Source organism: Ruegeria sp. AL1 (assembly GCF_056540905.1).
In genome coordinates this window covers 66,723-84,646 of record NZ_JBQFXP010000008.1, presented here as the reverse complement: position 1 = coordinate 84,646, position 17,924 = coordinate 66,723, and the positions used below count along the sequence as shown (strand labels likewise).

The following is a 17,924-nucleotide window of genomic DNA, read 5'->3' as shown; positions in this document are numbered from 1 at the left end:
GCATGGCGCGGCTGGTTTTGCGCGATTTCGATATCCGTAAAGGGTTTCTGGACGGGGACGCGCAGGTTCAGCTTGTCGAAGCGCTGCGCCCGATTCTGAAGGCCGCGCCCTTGTTTCGGCCCGTTACACCATCGGGCAAGGAAATGTCGGTGCGCATGACCTCGGCCGGGGCGTTGGGCTGGGTGACGGATCGGGGCGGCTATCGCTATCAGGCGCAGCACCCGCGCGGCATGGTCTGGCCCGAGATTCCACAACCCGTATTGACGATCTGGCACAGGCTGGTTGGACGTGATCGCGACCCCGATTGCTGCCTGATCAACTACTACGGCGACGGCACTAAAATGGGCATGCATCAGGACAAGGACGAGGCTGATTTCTCTTGGCCGGTTCTGTCCGTGTCCCTAGGCGATGACGCGCTGTTCCGCATCGGCAACACCACGCGCGGCGGCAAGACCGAGTCCATCTGGCTGAGTTCCGGCGATGTGGTGATCATTGGCGGCCCGGCGCGGCTGGCTTATCACGGGGTGGACCGTATCCGGTTTGGCTCGTCCAGACTGTTGCCCAAAGGCGGGCGGATCAACCTGACGCTGCGTGTCGCCACCTAGCGGCGGGCATCCCAGCTTTTCGAGACCTGCTTGCGGGTGTAGAACTCAGCCAGCAATCCGATCATGGTCAGAACTATGCCGACCCAAAGTGCATATTCCCAACTGGAGTTGCGCGGGAAATAGTTGCGGAACACGAAACCGCGGCACTGGTCGATGATGTGAAACAGCGGATTCCAGGCAAACATGGTCAGCATGAAACCGCCCAGCGCGTTGCCCACAAACATCTTGCCCGAGAACACCATGTTCATGCGGCGATAGACGTTCTTCAGAATGGCAACCGTATTTGGAAACCATGGCTTGAGCGCCAGAAACACCAGCCCCACAGAGCATCCGGTGAACCAGGCCAGCACCAACATCGCAAACGCCCCGCCGGGCTCCTGTATCTCCAGCGGAGAAACAGTGACGCTGTAGACGAACAGAATGACGATGATGGAAACAAGTTGGGTATAAAACGAACCAAAGGCAGCAGCCAATAACGCAACCATCATGTTCATAGGGGAATGCAAACGCATAGGGTTATTACCGTCACCGACGCCCCCAATCGCCCCGGCTGCCTTGATATGCGTTATGAACAGGAAGACGCCGCTCAGCAGAAAGAGAATGAACTCACCCCGGATTTTTGCCACCCGGGCCCCCATGAAAGACAAAATGAAATAGAAAGCCATGGCAACCAGGACCACCTGCAGGATATTCATCAATATCGCCACCACCGCATTGGCATGCTGGGACCGGATGTTGCGCACAACCGCGTGAAAAATCAGCTCTGCAGTGGTGAATGCCCCGCCCAGAAGTGACCGATTTCGCTTGTAGTGGAACACCTGTTGTCTCTTTCCTGCTGTGTCGCCGTCAATCTGGCACGAATTTCTTGCTGTTCCGTTTCCTTGGCATCATAAGTCCGTCAGGATTTTGGATCAACAAACCGCAATAACGGAGCTTTTTTGTGACCTACGACGCGCTTATTCCCGTCATCAGACGCCTGGCCCTGGAAGCCGGAGACAAGATCATGGAGATCTACGAGGCGGATGATTTTGACGTAAAGGTCAAATCCGACGCAAGCCCCGTGACCGAGGCGGACGAGGCGGCGGATGCGCTGATCTCAGCCGGGTTGCGCGAAGCCTTCCCCGACATCCTGCTGGTGACCGAGGAACAGGCGGATTCGCATTTGGAAAAGGGTGATACGTTCCTGATTGTCGATCCGCTGGATGGTACCAAGGAATTCATCAATCGGCGCGGCGACTTCACCGTGAATATTGCGCTGGTCGAAAACGGCGTACCCACGCGCGGTGTCGTTTACGCGCCGGCCCGGCAGCGAATGTTTTATACCCAGCCTGACGGTCAGTCGGTCGAGGAAACCGGGGCGCTCGACAAGACGCAACCCGGAGAGATTTCGGAAATATCAGTCTCTAAACCGGATAATTCGGCGTTGCTGATCGTCGCCTCCAAGTCGCATCGCGATCAGGCAACCGAGGACTACATCAACAAATATCAGGTGCAAGACAGCAAAAGCGCGGGCTCGTCGCTCAAGTTCTGTCTGGTCGCGACAGGTGAGGCCGATTTGTATCCCCGTGTGGGCCGCACGATGGAATGGGACACAGCCGCAGGTCATGCGGTTCTGTCCGGCGCAGGCGGCAACGTGGTGCGCTTTGATGATCATTCGCCGTTGACCTATGGCAAGGATGGCTATGCAAACCCGTTCTTCATCGCCTACGCTCCGGGCGTTGACCTTCAGGAGGCCTGATGTCCGTCGCCATTGTAATCCCCGCCCGCTATGCCTCGACCCGCTATCCCGGCAAACCGCTGGTGCCATTAACCGGGGCCAACGGAAGATCCATGACCCTGATCGAGCGATCCTGGCGTGCCGCTATGTCGGTTTCAGGCGCGGACAGAGTTGTCGTTGCAACAGATGATGACCGCATTCGCGAGACTTCCGAAGGTTTCGGGGCCGAGGTTGTCATGACGTCCGAGACATGCCGGAACGGCACCGAGCGCTGTGCCGAAGCGCATGGCGTTTTAGGGGAAGGTTACGACATTGTAGTGAACCTGCAGGGCGACGCGCCCCTGACACCACATTGGTTTGTCGAGGATTTGATAACCGGCCTGCGCGACGCACCGGATGCGGGTGTTGCCACGCCGGTATTGCGCTGTGACGGTGAAGCACTGAACAGCTTGTTGAATGACCGCAAACATGACCGTGTCGGAGGAACAACGGCCGTGTTCGGCCATGATCACAGCGCGATGTACTTCTCGAAAGAGGTCATCCCCTACACGTCTGACACCTACACCGATGCCGAGGCGACCCCGGTTTTTCACCATGTCGGCGTCTATGCCTACCGACCGGACGCTTTGGCAGCCTATCCCACCTGGCCGACCGGACCGCTGGAAACCCTGGAAGGGTTAGAGCAGCTGCGCTTCATGGAAAACGGTCGTAAAGTTCTGTGCGTCGAGGTCGAGGCCAAAGGCCGTCAGTTCTGGGAACTGAACAACCCGCAGGACGTTCAGAAGATCGAAGAGATGATGGTCGCGATGGGGCTGGACTAACGAAAAACGTGGGCAAGCCTTGCCGGAAAACCTTTATTAGAGACTAAAATGTACGACGTGACGGACACTGATCCAGAACGCAGACCCCGGGGTTTCAAGCAGAGGTGGTACAGGACAACTTACACCCCGCAACCATTGGATGGGTGTCGCAATATCGGCTGCGGCTGAAACGGCGGCGCCTTTTGTGGCGTTCGTTCCGAAGCCGTCATCAGTTGACCTGTCTGACAGACCGCACCCGATCAATCGGGCCAAACGCGATTCTGGCCGTCACGACGTTGCGAAATGAGATCACGCGCCTTCCGTGGTTCTTCCGTCATTACCGACGGCTGGGCGTTGACCACTTTCTGATCGTTGACAATGACAGCGATGACGGATCGGTAGCCTACCTGCTTGACCAGCCGGATGTCTCGTTATGGCAGACCGGTGCCAGCTATCGCGCAGCGCGGTTTGGGCTGGATTGGCTGACCTGGCTGCAGATGCGGTATTGTCACGGGCACTGGACGCTTATGGTGGATGCGGATGAGCTGCTGATATACGCCCATTACGACGGGCGTTCCTTGCAGGACCTGACGCGTACGCTGGACCAATCGGGGCAGACAGCCTTCGGGGCGCTGATGCTGGATCTTTATCCAGAAACTCCGCTTGGGGCGCAGGATTATGACCCCCAGACTGACCCGACCCATCTGCTCACCTGGTTCGACAAAGGACCTTACCGCGCACAGCGTCAGAACCCGCTGGGAAATCTCTGGGTTCAGGGCGGTGTTCGCGAACGCGCATTCTTTGCCACCCGGCGACATCGCTCGCCGACCTTGAATAAAATCCCCCTTGTCCGGTGGTCCCGTCGGTATGCTTATGTCAACTCAACACACTCTGCTCTGCCCCGATGGCTGAACTTTGCTTATGATGGCCCCGGCGGCTCCGCGCCCTCTGGCGTATTGCTGCATACCAAGTTCCTGCCCGAGATCATCGGCAAGTCGCGGATCGAGAAAGAGCGAAAGCAGCATTTTCACGATCCGGACGAGTTTAGTGTCTATTACGATGGAATATCAGCCCAACCCAACTTATGGACACCGCACTCTGTCCGCTATGAAAGCTGGGAACAGTTGGCGCAGCTTGGGCTGCTGCAACCGGGCAAAGACGGCCCGTAAGGTTCGGGCGCAATTCGCGGGGAAGTAAACCGGATTTAAACCCGTTGCCTCGCAAGGTGTAAAAATGTCATAAAACGTCAATTGTCCGGCACCACTCAGGTTTCAACCACCCCGGGCATGCTCGCGTATCATATGAAGGTTGGGCCGTCGCGTGAGCCTATTGGATTCCTATCGCATGAGATTGCGGCGCAAGCGCCGTTTGCTGAGGTGCATCCGAAAGCGGCGCGAGGTGAAACCCCTGGCCAACAAGACCTCTGCGATAAGACCGGACAGTGTTTTGTTGATGAGCGTTGTGCGCAACGAAAAAATCCGCCTGCCGTATTTCCTGCATTACTACCGGAAACTGGGCATCGACCACTTTCTGTTTGTTGACAACAACAGCGACGACGGTACCGCCGATTATCTGGTCGGGCAACCGGATGTCTCGGTCTGGCACACAACGGCAAGTTACAAACGTTCGACATATGGCATCGACTGGTCCAATTACCTGTTACGCAAATACGCGCACGGGCATTGGGTTCTGACTGTCGATCCGGATGAATTCTTTATCTACCCGTTTTGCGACACCCGCCCCATTCAGGCCCTGACCGGGTGGCTGGACGATACCGGGGTGCGCAGTTTCGGCACCATGCTGATCGATATGTACCCTGACGGTCCGATCGAAAACGCACCCTATCACGAAGGGCAGGATCCGTTCGAGATCGCCGCGTGGTTTGATTCCGGGAACTACATGATCTCGCGCAATCCGACCTATGAAAACCTTTGGATACAAGGGGGCCCCCGCGGTCGGGTATTTTTTCACGAGACCCCCTCCAAGGCGCCGGCGCTGAACAAGATTCCGCTGGTCAAATGGCACCGACGTTACGTCTATGTCAGTTCGACCCACGCCTTGCTGCCACGCGGCTTGAACCACGTTTATGAAGAACAGGGTGGCGAAAAGACAAGTGGCGCGTTGCTACATGCCAAACTGATCAACACCCTGGGCGACAAAACCCGGGAAGAGCTTTCGCGCAAACAGCATTATCGGGCATCGGGTGAGTATTTGGCCTATGCCGAACAATTGAGCGACAAGCCTGTTTTCTGGAACCAATGGTCCGAGAAATACATCAACTGGCGTCAGCTTGAAGTTCTGGGTCTGATGTCCAAGGGCAATTGGGCATGAGCGGTCTTGGTATCGTCATGCTGGTGCACACCGCTCTGGACCGCGCGGAACAGGTCGCGCGGCATTGGACAGCCGCGGGCTGCCCGGTTGTGATTCATGTGGATCGCAAGGTCGCACCAGCCACGTTTGATGCATTTGTGGCATCCTGCGCCGACAACCCTCTTATCCTGTTTTCGGACCGCCACATTTGCGAGTGGGGCAGATGGGGCATTGTCGCCGCATCACAATCGGCGGCCGAGCTGATGTTGGACCGGTTCCCGGAAGTTCGTCACGTGTACCTCTCATCAGGTGCCTGTCTGCCGTTGCGCCCCGTGCGCGACCTTGTGGAATATCTGGCGGATCGGCCGCGTGTTGATTTCATCGAAAGCGCAACAACCCGCGACGTGACCTGGACCATCGGCGGGCTGGATCTGGAGCGGTTTACGCTGCGGTTTCCGTTTTCCTGGCGTAAGCAGCGCAAATTGTTCGACGCCTATGTCAGATTGCAACGGGCAACCGGACTGCGGCGCAAAGTCCCCGATGGTCTGGTTCCGCATATGGGTAGCCAATGGTGGTGCCTCACGCGGCAAACTCTGTCCGCGATCCTGCAAGACCCCAAGCGAAAAACCTATGACCGGTATTTCCGACAGGTCTGGATACCGGATGAAAGCTATTTCCAGACCCTTGCCCGGCTCTATTCCACGCATATCGAAAGCCGATCCTTGACCTTGTCGAAATTCGATTATCAGGGCCGACCCCATATGTTCTATGATGATCATATGCAGTTACTACGCCGGTCCGATTGCTTTGTGGCGCGCAAGGTCTGGCCACGAGCAGATCGTTTGTATCAGGCGTTTCTGACCGATCAGGACAATGCGATGACACCGGCAGAACCGAACCCGGGCAAAATAGATCGCCTGTTCTCAAAGGCGGTCGAACGACGTACGCGCGGTCGGGACGGGCTGTATATGCAAAGCTGCTTTCCGCGTCAGGGCAAGGAATTTGGCCTGACGGCCTTTCCCTATTCCGTTTTTCAGGGATTTTCCGAGGTTTTTGAGGATTTCGAACCCTGGCTCGCGCATGCAACAGGCGCGCGGGTGCATGGGCATTTGTTTGCGCCAGACCGGACGGAGTTCTTTGGTGAGACGGACTTGACCAACGGCGCGCTCTGCGACAGTGCGACGTTGCGCGACTATAATCCAACGGCGTTTCTGACCAATCTGATCTGGAACACCCGTGGTGAGCGACAGTGTTTCCAGTTTGGCCCGGCGGATTCCCAGAAGATCAACGCGTTTCTGGCCCGTGACAAGAATGCCCAAATGTCGATCATAACCGGCGCCTGGGCTTTGGCGCTGTTCCGGTCAAACCTGAATTTTTCGGACATCCGGTGCGAGGCCGCGCGCCTTCAGCAAATTGAAACCAAACAGCTTGAGATTCTGGATTCCGCCCGGGCCAAGGCCCGCATTCACATCTGGTCGCTGGCTGATTTCCTGGAAGCTCCGATGGAAGCTCTTTTCAGCGTGACCGAGGAAATTGGCCTTGCCGAACCGACCCACCTGTCTGAAGCCCCCAGACTGGTCGATCTGAGCGGCTTCGGAAAGTTCCTGCAGAACCTGAAGAACCAGGGTATGCATCCATACCTGATGGGAGATTTCCCACCCGATGACGTGTTTGGCCCTCAGACCCGGCGGTATCCAAAGCCGTATTTGGTGAAATAAGCCGACATGGGGTCAAAGTTCGACTATTTCATCGTCCTTGCGGATATGCGCACCGGCTCGAACCTGCTTGAGGCGCACCTAAATGCGCTGGACGGCGTCACCTGCTTCGGAGAGGCGTTCAATCCCTTTTTTGTCGGGTTGCCAAAGCTGGATGGACTGCTTGGCTTTGAACTTGAAGACCGTGAACGTGACCCCTTTGCGCTGATAGACGCCATACGAAACGCTCCGGGCGATCTGAACGGATTTCGGTTCTTCAGCGATCACGACATCCGTGTGCTGAGCCCTGCTCTGGACGATCCGCGCTGTGCCAAGATCGTTTTGTCGCGCAACCCTTTGGACAGCTATATCTCTTGGAAAATTGCGGTGGAAACCAAGCAGTGGCGGCTGGTCAACATCAAACAACGCCGAGAAGCGCTGGTCACATTCGACGCTGACGAATTTGCCGGGCAACTGGCGAACCGCGCACAGTTCCAGCAGACCATACGCAGCCATTTGCAGAAGACCGGGCAGACAGGGTATTACATCGACTATGACGACCTGAATGATCTGGACGTTCTGAACGGCCTCGCAACCTGGTTGGGTGTTGAGGCGCGCCTTGAGGCAACGAACCAAAAGCTGAAACGCCAAAACCCCGCTCCTGCGTTGTCCAAGGTCGCCAATCCACAAGACATGGAGCGCGCGTTATCCTGGCAAGACAGGTTCAACCTGCACCAGATCCCCAATTTTGAACCTGCACGCGGGCCTGCCGTATCCCGATATGTCTGCGCCGCATGCGCGCCTCTGATGTACCTGCCGATCCGGGGTGGGCCCGAGGATGAGATCACCACTTGGCTGGCCAATCTGGACCGGGCCGGGTCTGAAGATGTTCTGACCGGACAAAACCAGAAACAGGTGCGTCACTGGATGCAATCAAACCCGCAGCACCGCAAATTTACAGTTTTGCGTCATCCTTTGGCTCGTGCGCATACGGTGTTTTGCAAACATATTCTCGGCACCGGTCCCGGCGCCTATGTGGCCATCCGCAACATGTTACAAAGGCGGTATAACGTGCCGCTTCCTGAAAAGGACAAACCAGAATCATATGGCGCCGATCAGCATCATGCCGCGTTTTCTGCGTTTCTCGATATGCTGCGGCCTATTCTGGCGGAACAAACACCCATTCGCGTCGACGGGACGTGGTGTGGTCAGGCGCAGACGCTGGAAGGTATGGCACGTTTCGCCTTGCCCGATGTTATATTGCGCGAAGAGGAGATTGCCGTTGCGCTGCCAAAACTGGCACGAGACATCGGTGTGGCGAACCCGCCCTCGGTACGTCCACCGCCAAATGACAAGCCGTATTCGCTTGTCCAGATTTACGACACCACTCTGGAACAAAAAGCCGAAGCTGCGTATCCCCGCGACTATCTGAGCTTCGGGTTCGGTCCATGGGCGCCCATTGAAAACCGGATCATGGACGCAGAGTGATTATGGTGCCTTCAGTCACCATTGCATAAATCTCTTCCATCTCTTCGTTTTTCACGGCGATGCACCCCGCAGTCCAGTCGACTGTTTTCTTCGCCCGCTTGCGTTCGGCGCGGCGGTTGGGTTGTCCGTGAATGAAGATATCCCCACCCGGATCGACACCGGCGGCCCTTGCCTGTTCGATATCTTTTGAATTGGGGTAGGAAATTCCCAGCGACAGATGATAGCGACTGCGCGGGTTACGGCGATCAATCCGATAGGTGCCCTCGGGCGTGCGTCCATCGCCTTTCTTGGTCTTGGTACCCGCCGGGGCAAAGCCAAGATCGACCTTGTATTCCTTCAGAATCTGCTCGTTATGCAAAAGATAAAGCTTGCGCGCACCCTTGTTGATGACCAACGAGGTCACCTCGGGGCCATCATAAGCCAGAAATCTGGGGCTGGCTGAGGCACATGCTGAAAGGCTCAGCGTAGCCACCGCACCCAATCCAAATGCTCGACGATCCATGAGTTTCACTGCCTGCTGCTCTTTTTTTGCAAGTATTACGTCAGACCCGTCAAAACGGAAATCACTTTTTGATGTGCGCCTGTTCGGTTAGACGGCGTTCGATGGATTCCAGCCGCTCGAGCACCTCGTCGCGATAGGCATCGGTTCTGACCTCATCCTCGGCATGGTGTGCGTCCTGCATCGAATTCACGATCAGACCGACCAGCAGGTTCACCACGGCGAAGGTGGTCACCATGATGAAGGGCACAAAGAACAGCCAGGCGTAGGGATAAACCTCCATCACCGGGCGGACGATGCCCATGGACCAGCTTTCCAGCGTCATGATCTGAAACAGCGTATAGGCCGACAGACCCAGATCGCCGAACCAGTCGGGGAAGGTGGCCGAGAACAGTTTGGTCGAGATCACCGCGCCGATATAGAACAGGATCGCCATCAACAGGAACACGCTGGCCATGCCTGGCAGGGCCGAAATGAAGCCTTCGACCACCCGGCGCAGGCGTGGCGCAACCGAGATCACCCGCAGCACCCGCAAAATCCGCAGCGCCCGCAGCACCGAGAGGGCCCCGGCGCTGGGCACCAGCGCGATGCCCACGATGATGAAATCAAAGATATTCCAACCGCTTGTAAAGAACCTGCGCCCGGTCGCGATCAGTTTCATCGCGATCTCCGCGACAAAGATGGCCAGGCACAGCTTGTCCAGCGCCACGATCAGGGGGCCCGCAACCTCCATCAGCGTGGGCGAGGTTTCCATGCCCAGCAGCACCGCGTTGAACATGATCACGCCGGTGATGAATTTCCCGAAAGCGGGCGCTTCGATGATGGGCAGCAGGCGTTGGGCGATCCCCATGCGGGTGTCTCCTGTCAGGATTTCGAGTTCAGGGTGAACCGGGCGGCAAGTTCGGTGTGTGACGACCATCGAAATTGGTCAACCACCTGTACCCATTCAAGGGTGTATCCCGCGTTAACCAGCGTCTTTGCGTCGCGGGCAAAGGTCACAGGGTTGCACGAAACATAAGCAATCACCGGGCGTTTGGCCTGTGCCAGCTCGCTCACCTGCGCCTCGGCCCCGGCGCGCGGCGGGTCAAGGACCACCGCGTCGAAATTTTTCAGCTCATCCGGCATCAGCGGGCGGCGGAACAGGTCGCGCGCCTCGGTCGTGACCTGTTTCAGACCTTGTGCCCTGCGCCAGCCCTGATCCAGGGCTTTGGTCATTTCACCCTCACCCTCGACCGCGTGGATTTCGGCGGTTTGCGCCAAAGGCAGGGCAAAGGTTCCGCAGCCCGAGAACAGGTCTGCGATACGCTTTGCGCCCTGCGTAGCCTCGGAAACGGCCTGTATTAGAGCCTGTTCTCCGTCCTTTGTGGCCTGTAAGAAGGCACCCGGCGGCGGCACGACAGTGGCGGGGCCAAACCGTTGGATCGGGGGTTCGCGCATGGCGATCACCTCACCCTCCCAACTCAGCCGGGCGAGGCCGTGATGTTCGGTTGCCTGTGCCAGCGCCAGTTCCAGCGGGCCGTCCAATGGCTTGCCGCCTTTGACCGACACGTCCAGACCAACCTCGGACAGGGTCAGCGTCACGGCCAGAACACCCTTGCGGCTGCCTCCCAGAAGAGCCAGTGCCTCGGCCACCGGAATGGCGGCGATCAGATCGGGATGCAAAAGGTGACAATCGGGGATCTCGGTGATCGTATCCGATGCGCGGCCGTGGAACCCGGCCAAGGCGCCTTTCTTGGTGCGCCGTACCGCAATGGTGGCACGGCGGCGCGAGCGGTCGGGCGAGGTGTGAATGGGCCGCATCGGGGCATCGAGCCCCTGCGCGGCCAGCGCGTTGCGCACCACGTCGACCTTCCAGCCGGCCACGAAATCATCGGCCGCGTGCTGCAACTGGCAGCCGCCGCAGGCCTTATAGTGCCGACAGGGCGCTTTCACCCGCTGGTCCGAGGGTGTTTCGACCCGGATATCGGTCAGCATTTGACCAACCAGCGTGCCACTGACCACCTCACCCGGCAAGGTACACGGGGCGTAGACGGGTCCGTCGGCGATGCCGTCACCCTGATGGCCAAGGCGGGTTATGGTGTATTGCTGCGTCATGGGGGCCTGATACCGGGGGATTGCAGGCAACAAAACCCCTTTGGGTCCTTTGCGTGTACTTTGGATCGAAATACGCTGTCTCTCCCTACGGTCGAACGCGCATTCCGATGCTTGATTTGTGAGAAACGCAAAGGCCCCTTATTCTGCCGCTTCTGCCTGAATGAACCCGCCAGACTGACGGTGCCAGAACCTTGCGTATAACCCGCCGCGCTCTAGCAGCGCACCATGCGTGCCGCTTTCAACGATATGCCCCTGATCCAGCACGATGATCCGATCCATCTCGCTGAGAGTCGACAGGCGGTGGGCGATGGCGAGCACCGTCTTACCCTGCATGACCCGATGCAGCGCGGCCTGGATCGAGGCCTCGACCTCGGAATCCAGCGCCGATGTGGCTTCGTCCAGCACCAGAATCGGTGCGTCTTTCAGGATGGCGCGGGCCAGCGCGATCCGTTGCCGCTGACCGCCGGAAAGCTTCACGCCCCGTTCCCCCAGATGCGCGTCATAACCCTTGCGGCCCTGCGCGTCCTGCAGGCCAAGGATGAATTCATGCGCCTCGGCCTTGGTGGCGGCTTCGATCATCTCGGCCTCGGACGCGTCGGGGCGGCCGTAGAGGATATTCTCGCGCGCGGAGCGATTGAACATCGCGATTTCCTGCGTGACCATGCCGATCTGGCGGCGCAGACTGTCCTGCGTCACCGCCGAGACATCCTGACCGTCGATGCGAATAGTGCCCTTTTCCCCGTCATAGAGTCTGAGCAGCAACGAAACCAAGGTCGATTTCCCAGCACCCGACGCACCGACAATGCCCAGTTTCTCACCCGGGGCGGCGGTGAAATGCAGGTCCGACACGCCACCCACATTCCGGCCATAGGCAAAGCTGACGTGATCGAACGCAATCTCTCCGTCAGACACCGCAAGCAGGGCGGCATTTGCGGCATCCTCAACCCGGTCGCGCTTGGTTAGCGTGTGCATCCCGTTTTCGATCTCGCCGACATTGGCATAAAGCCCCATCAGCGTGAAACTGACCCAGCCGGTCATTTGCGAGATGCGCACAGACACGGCCCCCGCCGCCACGATATCGCCGGTGGTCGCATTGCCCGCCTGCCACAGCCACAGGGTCGCGCCGATCAGCATCACCGGCAGCACTCCGGCCAGCGTCATCAGGATGAACCGGAAACTCGCCGAGAGCAGGCCGAAATCCAGCGCCTTTTTTCGGAGGTCGACCAGCGCGGTGCGTGCGGCCTGATCCTCGTGCTGGGCATGGGCGAACAGCTTGACGGTTTTGATGTTGGTGATCGTATCCACGATCTGCCCCGACACCATCGCCCGCGCCCCGGCCCGCGCGCCCGAGCGTTTGCGGATGCGTGGCAGATACCAGCGGACCAACAGGAAGTAGACGGTCAGCCACAGCACAAAGGGCAGCATCACCAGCGGATGAATAGACCCTAACAAAAGCAAAGAGCCCGCAAGTGAGGCCAGCGCAAACACAATCGCACTGATCGTTTCCGAAACCACCGAGGTCAGCGCGGTCGCGGTCTGAACCTGTTTCTGTGCGATCCGGCCCGCAAAATCATCGTCAAAATAGGTCACCGACTGTCCCAGCGTCCAGCGGTTCAGCTTGGCCAGAACCAGCGGCGGGATATTGGGCATGACCACATAGTTGTTCGAGAACGCTGAAAGGCCAAAGAACACCGGGCGCAGCAGCATGAAAAACGCCACCGCCCCGAGGATCATCCACAGATTGCTGCCGGTCAGAAACGCATCCGGCCCGCCGAGCGTCGCCACATCGATGACACGGCCCAGAATCCACGCCGTTCCAGCCTCCATCGCGCCTGCGGTGGCCGAGAAGAAGGCGGCGACAAACAGCATCGGCCATGCGCCGGACAACGCCCAGCGAATGAACGCCCCCAGCGTTTGCGGCGGGGGCGTGTCGGTGTCTTTGAACGGTTGGATGAGGTCGGCAATCCTCATTCGGCGGCCTCCGGGTTCAGGAAGCCTCCAGATTGCCGCGCCCAGAACTGGGCGTAAAGCCCGCCCTGCGCCAACAGGTCAGAATGGCCGCCCTCTTCTACGATGCGGCCCCCATCCATGACGAGAATACGGTCCATCTGGGCGATGGTGCTGAGCCGGTGGGCAATGGCGATCACGGTTTTCCCTTGCATCATGCCGTAGAGCGTTTCCTGTATCGAAGCTTCGACCTCGGAATCTAGGGCGGATGTCGCCTCGTCCAACAGCAAAATCGGCGCGTCCTTCAGGATCACCCGCGCCAGCGTTACCCGCTGACGCTGACCGCCGGACAGTTTCACACCACGTTCGCCCACATGAGCGTCGTAACCCTTGCGTCCCTGCGGGTCTTGCAGATCGAGGATGAAATCATGCGCTTCGGCCTGTTTGGCGGCGGCGATCATCTGTTCCTCGGTCGCGTCAGGTCGACCATAGAGGATGTTGGCCCGAACCGAACGATGCAGCAAGGCGCTGTCCTGCTGCACCATGCCGATATGGCTGCGCAGACTGTCCTGCGTGACCTTAGCGATATCCTGACCGTCAATCAGTATCGCACCCCGTTCGACGTCATAAAACCGCAAAAGCAGCTTGACTAGGGTCGACTTACCGGCACCCGAGCGCCCGATCAGGCCGATCTTTTCACCCGGCTGGATGGTCAGGCTGACATGATCCAGCCCACCGGTTTCGCGGCCATAATGGTGCGACAGGTCGCGGATTTCGATCTGGCCTTTCTCCAACCGCAGGGGTTTTGCATCCGCATCATCCAGCAAGCCAACCGGCTGCGCGATGGTCTGCATCCCTTCGGCAACGATCCCCAGTTCACGAAAGAAACTGGTCAGCGCCCACATGATCCAGCCGGTCATCGAGTTCAGCCGCAGCGTCAACGCCGTGGCCGCGGCGACAACGCCGACCGATGCGCTACCCTGCATCCACAGGGCAATGGCCCAGCCGCACACACCGACGATCAGGAACCCGTTCAGCGTGACCAGAGCGGCATCCATGATGGTGAAGATCCGCATCTCAACCTGAAAGGTGCGGCGCGTTTCCTCGATCGCCTCACGCGCATAATCCATCTCCTGCGTATCATGCGCGAACATCTTGACCGAGTGGATGTTGGTATAGCTGTCCACCACCCGCCCTGTCACGGTCGACCGTGCATCAGATGCCGCTTGCGAAGCCGGGCCGACGCGCTTGACCGTCCATGCGACCAGCGCGCCATAGAACACGAACCAGATCAGCAAGGGCAGCAACAGGCGCGCATCTGCCGCGATCAGCAGGATGGCCGCGCCGATCATATAGGCCAGCGCAAAGGAAATGGCGTCGAACACCTGAAACACCACCTCACCAGCGGCGGGCGGCGTTTGCATGATGCGGTTGGCGATGCGCCCGGCAAAGTCATTCTCGAACCAGCCAACCGATTGACGCAGAACGTGTTTATGCGCCCGCCAGCGGATCAGCGTGCCGAAATTGGGCAGGATCGCGTTGTTCAGCAACAGCACATCAACCACATGCAACAGCGGCCTGAGGAACAGGACAAACAGCGCGATCAGCACCAGTTCGGTCCCGTGCGCCTGCCACAGTTCAGCAGGTGAGCCGTTCAACAGATCGACGATGCGGCCCATGTAGTAGATCAGCCCAAGTTCAACCGCCGCCACGACGACCGAGATCAGCGCGGTCCAGGCGAAGACGCGGAAGAATGGCTGCGAGTATTCCAGCATGAAGGGCCACAGCCGCGTGGGCGGCGTGTCGGTTTCTTCATAGGCGACAAAAGGGTCTACAAGGTTTTCGAAATAGCGAAACATAGAGGGTGCTCCGATTGAGCAGATAATAGGTCATGCGAAGAAAGATGGCGTCTGAACACCACCCCTACGGGTCAAGTGTTCAGCCTTAGCTGTCCCAGATCCCGTAATACATTCGCAGTCCTCCCTCGGTTTGAGTCAGGCGCACCCTGCCAAAACTTGCGGGATTTGTCATCCCCTTTTGAGACTTCGTTTTATTCCGCCAGCAATTCTTCGCGGTTCAGCGCGAAATCCGAGGCGATCCAGCGCGCCTCAAGCTCGGCCAGTTTTGCGCCCAGCGCGGGGCCAGAAAAGGCGGGGATCAGATCGGCAGCCTTGATCGGAAAACTGGCCGCAGCCCCTTGTTCCAGAGCGGCGGCAAGGTCGTTTGACCATGGCTGTTCCAGAAACGCACACCGCAACAGGGTTTCGTGTAAACCGCCTTCGGACCCATAGCGATAGCCGAGTTCCGCGACGCTGGTTGTCGCCATCGCCTCGTCGCGCATCCGGGTCAGGCGCTGCAGCTGCGCACGGCTCAGGCGCAGGGTATTCGCAGCCTCCGGCGGGGCGATCGCGGCCAGACGACGAATCGGTTCGGGCGCAGCGTGGGCGTCCTGTTCCAGCTGGATCAGGATCGCGAGCGCCCGGTCATCTGCGCCCGGCAGCAGCCGCGCCAGCACCCCAGTGCTGCGCATCGCCGCCACCGAGGGCGCGGGATCGGGCGCGGCCAACAGTTTCAGCATCTCAGACCCGACGCGTTCGCGGGAAAGTGTCTCTAAACCACGCAGATCTGCCGCAATCGCAGCCAAAGCATCAGGATCGAAACCGGCATCGGCATCGCCGTACCACGCGTGAAACCGGAAATAGCGCAGGGACCGCAAGTAGTCCTCGCGAATACGATCCTGAGCCTCGCCGATAAACCGCACCCGACGCGCCTTCAGGTCTGGCAGACCGTCCAGCGGGTCAAGGATCGTGCCGTCGGGACGGGCATAAAGGGCGTTCATGGTGAAGTCGCGGCGCGCAGCGTCTTCTTCGACCCGATCCGAAAACGCGACGACTGCCCGGCGGCCATCGGTTTCGACATCGCGGCGAAAGGTGGTGACCTCATGCGGGATGCCGCCACTCACTACGGTGATCGTCCCATGATCAATCCCCGTCGGGATCGGTTTCAGCCCGGCCTGCTGCGCCAGTTCCACTACCCGTTCGGGCCGCGCATCGGTGGCAATGTCGATATCCGAGACCGCAGCCCCCAGCAGCGCATTGCGCACGCAGCCGCCCACGAACAACGCCTGCGCGCCACCCTTGGTCAGAGCGGCACAGACCGCTTGCGTTGCCGGTTCAGAGATCCAGTCTTCGGTGATCTGCTTCATTCGCTTATCCGTGCGGCCAACCCACGCAGCATCCGCGCCGTCGCGCCCCAGATGTAATAGGGACCATAGGGCACGGCAAAATAGTAGCGCCGCTGCCCACGCCACCGGCGCGATTCAACCACATAATTCACCGGGTTCAGCAGATGTTCAAGCGGAACCGAGAACACCTCGTCCACTTCGCCCGGCTCGGGTACGGGTTGAAACGAATGTCGCAGGATCGCGACGACAGGCGTGACGTTGAACGATGTAACCGTCTCATGTTCGGGAAGAAAACCAAGCACTTCCGGCAAGTCTTGAGGCAATCCGATCTCTTCCTGTGCCTCACGCAGAGCGGTCGCGGTAACGTCCAAGTCACCCCCGTCCTGCTTGCCTCCGGGAAAGGCGATTTGGCCGGGGTGGTGTTTTAAAGCGGACGACCGTTTGGTCAGAATGACGCGAGGAAAGCGACCCGTGACCGAGATCGGAACCAAAACACCCGCCGAACGTAACTTGCGGCCTTCGGGCAGCACCGTGTCCGGATTCAGGTCAAAATCGCTTGACCCCGCGCCGGGGCGGTCGAGCGCCGCCCGCAGCTGTTCGACCGTATCAGTCTTTGTCCGCATCGAAACCCACGGTATTGGGGTCCAGCACGTAATGGGCGCCGCAGAACTGGCAGTCTGCGGTGACCTTTCCATCATCCGTGGTCATCTTTTCGATATCCCGCGCGGAATAGATCGACAGGCTCTGGCGCACCCGATCCTCGGAGCAGGTACATCCGAACTGCACAGGCTGGGCATCATAGACCCTTGGTTGTTCTTCGTGGAACAGCCGGATCAGCAGATCGGTCGGCGCGATTGAGGGACCGATCAGTTCCAGATCCTCGACCGTGTCCAACAGGATGTTCACGCGGCCCCAATTTTCACCCTCTTCCCCATCAACCAGATCATTGGCCGTCAGAATCTCGCCAGTGCCCTCGGCTGACGCCGCAAAAGGCGAAGCTTTGGGCATGTGTTGCAACATCACCCCGCCCGCGCGCCAATGCTCGCCGACACCCGGTTCCGTGGATCTTCCGAAGCTCAGCGAAAACCGAGTGGGCAACTGTTCGGATTGCGCAAAATACGCCTCGGCGCACGCACTGAGCGAACCACCCGCAAGAGGGGTTATCCCCTGATAAGGCTGGGTGCCTTCACCCTGATCAATCAGGATCGCAAAATACCCGTCACCCACCTGATCAAACGGCGCGCTATCCGTCAGCTTGTCCCGATCGAAACTGGCATAGGCACGAATGCGCGCCGGTTCGCCTTCGGTCTTTGGCGCGTAGTAGTCGGTGGCAATCATCCGTACGGCACCCTTGGACTGCACCTGAAGCGACAGCTTCCAACGTAACGAGACTGTCTGGCCGATCAACGCTGTCAACAAAGCCATTTCAGCGACCAGAGCTTCGACCTTTTCGGGATAATCATGCTGCTTGAGGATGCCATCCAGCACACCGTCCAGACGGGCGACACGACCGCGCATATCCGATACATCAAGTTGAAAGGGCAGGACGGTATCGTCCCACGCGATTTTCGTTCCAAGAGACATGG

The 17,924-nt window shown here is 58.9% G+C and carries 16 protein-coding genes; 7 read left to right on the top strand and 9 right to left on the bottom strand.

Annotated features, from left to right (window positions below; all coding sequences use genetic code 11):
- Positions 1–2 precede the first annotated feature (2 nt).
- Entirely contained in the window at positions 3–605 is a 603-nt protein-coding gene (locus ACRZ9X_RS13865; RefSeq protein ID WP_480519809.1) for an alpha-ketoglutarate-dependent dioxygenase AlkB family protein, read from the top strand.
- Here the strand turns inward: ACRZ9X_RS13865 and ACRZ9X_RS13860 are convergent.
- Positions 602–1,423, bottom strand: coding sequence for an ABC transporter permease (locus tag ACRZ9X_RS13860; RefSeq protein WP_480519807.1), 822 nt, complete (start codon positions 1,421–1,423; stop codon positions 602–604). The two genes, ACRZ9X_RS13865 and ACRZ9X_RS13860, sit on opposite strands and share 4 nt — an antisense overlap.
- Positions 1,424–1,545: 122 nt before the next feature.
- On the opposite strand from ACRZ9X_RS13860, the gene cysQ reads away from it, so the two are divergent.
- The 6 genes from cysQ to ACRZ9X_RS13830 all read left to right on the top strand — a co-directional run bounded on the left by cysQ (position 1,546) and on the right by ACRZ9X_RS13830 (position 8,614).
- Positions 1,546–2,343 (top strand): 3'(2'),5'-bisphosphate nucleotidase CysQ, encoded by a 798-nt coding sequence (cysQ, locus tag ACRZ9X_RS13855; protein ID WP_480519805.1) that lies wholly within the window; start codon positions 1,546–1,548, stop codon positions 2,341–2,343.
- Entirely contained in the window at positions 2,343–3,143 is an 801-nt protein-coding gene (locus ACRZ9X_RS13850) for a 3-deoxy-manno-octulosonate cytidylyltransferase family protein (RefSeq protein WP_480519803.1), read from the top strand. The genes cysQ and ACRZ9X_RS13850 overlap by 1 nt, the downstream gene beginning before the upstream one ends.
- Positions 3,144–3,247: 104 nt before the next feature.
- Positions 3,248–4,291 carry a glycosyltransferase family 2 protein gene (locus ACRZ9X_RS13845; protein ID WP_480519801.1) on the top strand — a complete coding sequence of 348 codons (1,044 nt, stop codon included), beginning with the start codon at positions 3,248–3,250 and terminating at the stop codon, positions 4,289–4,291.
- A 175-nt stretch (positions 4,292–4,466) separates the two neighbouring features.
- On the top strand, positions 4,467–5,453 hold the full coding sequence (locus ACRZ9X_RS13840; protein ID WP_480520109.1) for a glycosyltransferase family 2 protein: 987 nt from the start codon (positions 4,467–4,469) through the stop codon (positions 5,451–5,453).
- Complete coding sequence (locus tag ACRZ9X_RS13835; protein ID WP_480519799.1) at positions 5,450–7,150, top strand: DUF5927 domain-containing protein; 1,701 nt, start codon at positions 5,450–5,452, stop codon at positions 7,148–7,150. Before ACRZ9X_RS13840 ends, ACRZ9X_RS13835 begins: the two co-directional genes overlap by 4 nt.
- Before the next feature lie 6 nt (positions 7,151–7,156).
- On the top strand, positions 7,157–8,614 hold the full coding sequence (locus tag ACRZ9X_RS13830) for a nodulation protein NodH (protein ID WP_480519797.1): 1,458 nt from the start codon (positions 7,157–7,159) through the stop codon (positions 8,612–8,614).
- Here ACRZ9X_RS13830 and ACRZ9X_RS13825 read toward each other — a convergent pair.
- From ACRZ9X_RS13825 to hslO, 8 genes are all read right to left on the bottom strand, one after another.
- Positions 8,598–9,116 carry a L,D-transpeptidase family protein gene (locus tag ACRZ9X_RS13825; protein WP_480519795.1) on the bottom strand — a complete coding sequence of 173 codons (519 nt, stop codon included), beginning with the start codon at positions 9,114–9,116 and terminating at the stop codon, positions 8,598–8,600. The two genes, ACRZ9X_RS13830 and ACRZ9X_RS13825, sit on opposite strands and share 17 nt — an antisense overlap.
- Before the next feature lie 61 nt (positions 9,117–9,177).
- Positions 9,178–9,963 carry an ion transporter gene (locus ACRZ9X_RS13820; protein ID WP_480519793.1) on the bottom strand — a complete coding sequence of 262 codons (786 nt, stop codon included), beginning with the start codon at positions 9,961–9,963 and terminating at the stop codon, positions 9,178–9,180.
- 14 nt (positions 9,964–9,977) lie between these two features.
- Positions 9,978–11,207, bottom strand: coding sequence for a class I SAM-dependent RNA methyltransferase (locus tag ACRZ9X_RS13815; RefSeq protein WP_480520107.1), 1,230 nt, complete (start codon positions 11,205–11,207; stop codon positions 9,978–9,980).
- Positions 11,208–11,345: 138 nt separating this feature from the next.
- A complete protein-coding gene (locus tag ACRZ9X_RS13810; protein WP_480519791.1) occupies positions 11,346–13,178 on the bottom strand; it encodes an ABC transporter ATP-binding protein in 1,833 nt (610 codons plus the stop codon).
- Positions 13,175–15,013 carry an ABC transporter ATP-binding protein gene (locus ACRZ9X_RS13805; RefSeq protein WP_480519789.1) on the bottom strand — a complete coding sequence of 613 codons (1,839 nt, stop codon included), beginning with the start codon at positions 15,011–15,013 and terminating at the stop codon, positions 13,175–13,177. The genes ACRZ9X_RS13810 and ACRZ9X_RS13805 overlap by 4 nt, the downstream gene beginning before the upstream one ends.
- 191 nt (positions 15,014–15,204) lie before the next feature.
- Positions 15,205–16,359, bottom strand: a complete 1,155-nt coding sequence (locus ACRZ9X_RS13800; RefSeq protein ID WP_480519787.1) for a CCA tRNA nucleotidyltransferase — start codon at positions 16,357–16,359, stop codon at positions 15,205–15,207.
- Positions 16,356–16,961 carry a CoA pyrophosphatase gene (locus tag ACRZ9X_RS13795; protein ID WP_480519785.1) on the bottom strand — a complete coding sequence of 202 codons (606 nt, stop codon included), beginning with the start codon at positions 16,959–16,961 and terminating at the stop codon, positions 16,356–16,358. Before ACRZ9X_RS13795 ends, ACRZ9X_RS13800 begins: the two co-directional genes overlap by 4 nt.
- Positions 16,945–17,922, bottom strand: a complete 978-nt coding sequence (hslO, locus tag ACRZ9X_RS13790; protein WP_480519783.1) for an Hsp33 family molecular chaperone HslO — start codon at positions 17,920–17,922, stop codon at positions 16,945–16,947. Before hslO ends, ACRZ9X_RS13795 begins: the two co-directional genes overlap by 17 nt.
- Positions 17,923–17,924: the final 2 nt, after the last annotated feature.

Bases quoted from the DNA above. Each gene is read 5' to 3' on its own strand.
- ACRZ9X_RS13865 (WP_480519809.1), top strand. From the start codon at position 3: ATGGCGCGGCTGGTTTTGCGCGATTTCGATATCCGTAAAGGGTTTCTG.
- ACRZ9X_RS13850 (WP_480519803.1), top strand. From the start codon at position 2,343: ATGTCCGTCGCCATTGTAATCCCCGCCCGCTATGCCTCGACCCGCTAT.
- ACRZ9X_RS13840 (WP_480520109.1), top strand. From the start codon at position 4,467: ATGAGATTGCGGCGCAAGCGCCGTTTGCTGAGGTGCATCCGAAAGCGG.
- ACRZ9X_RS13835 (WP_480519799.1), top strand. From the start codon at position 5,450: ATGAGCGGTCTTGGTATCGTCATGCTGGTGCACACCGCTCTGGACCGC.
- ACRZ9X_RS13830 (WP_480519797.1), top strand. From the start codon at position 7,157: ATGGGGTCAAAGTTCGACTATTTCATCGTCCTTGCGGATATGCGCACC.
- ACRZ9X_RS13825 (WP_480519795.1), bottom strand. From the start codon at position 9,116: ATGGATCGTCGAGCATTTGGATTGGGTGCGGTGGCTACGCTGAGCCTT.
- ACRZ9X_RS13820 (WP_480519793.1), bottom strand. From the start codon at position 9,963: ATGGGGATCGCCCAACGCCTGCTGCCCATCATCGAAGCGCCCGCTTTC.
- ACRZ9X_RS13815 (WP_480520107.1), bottom strand. From the start codon at position 11,207: ATGACGCAGCAATACACCATAACCCGCCTTGGCCATCAGGGTGACGGC.
- ACRZ9X_RS13810 (WP_480519791.1), bottom strand. From the start codon at position 13,178: ATGAGGATTGCCGACCTCATCCAACCGTTCAAAGACACCGACACGCCC.
- ACRZ9X_RS13805 (WP_480519789.1), bottom strand. From the start codon at position 15,013: ATGTTTCGCTATTTCGAAAACCTTGTAGACCCTTTTGTCGCCTATGAA.
- ACRZ9X_RS13800 (WP_480519787.1), bottom strand. From the start codon at position 16,359: ATGAAGCAGATCACCGAAGACTGGATCTCTGAACCGGCAACGCAAGCG.
- ACRZ9X_RS13795 (WP_480519785.1), bottom strand. From the start codon at position 16,961: ATGCGGACAAAGACTGATACGGTCGAACAGCTGCGGGCGGCGCTCGAC.
- hslO (WP_480519783.1), bottom strand. From the start codon at position 17,922: ATGTCTCTTGGAACGAAAATCGCGTGGGACGATACCGTCCTGCCCTTT.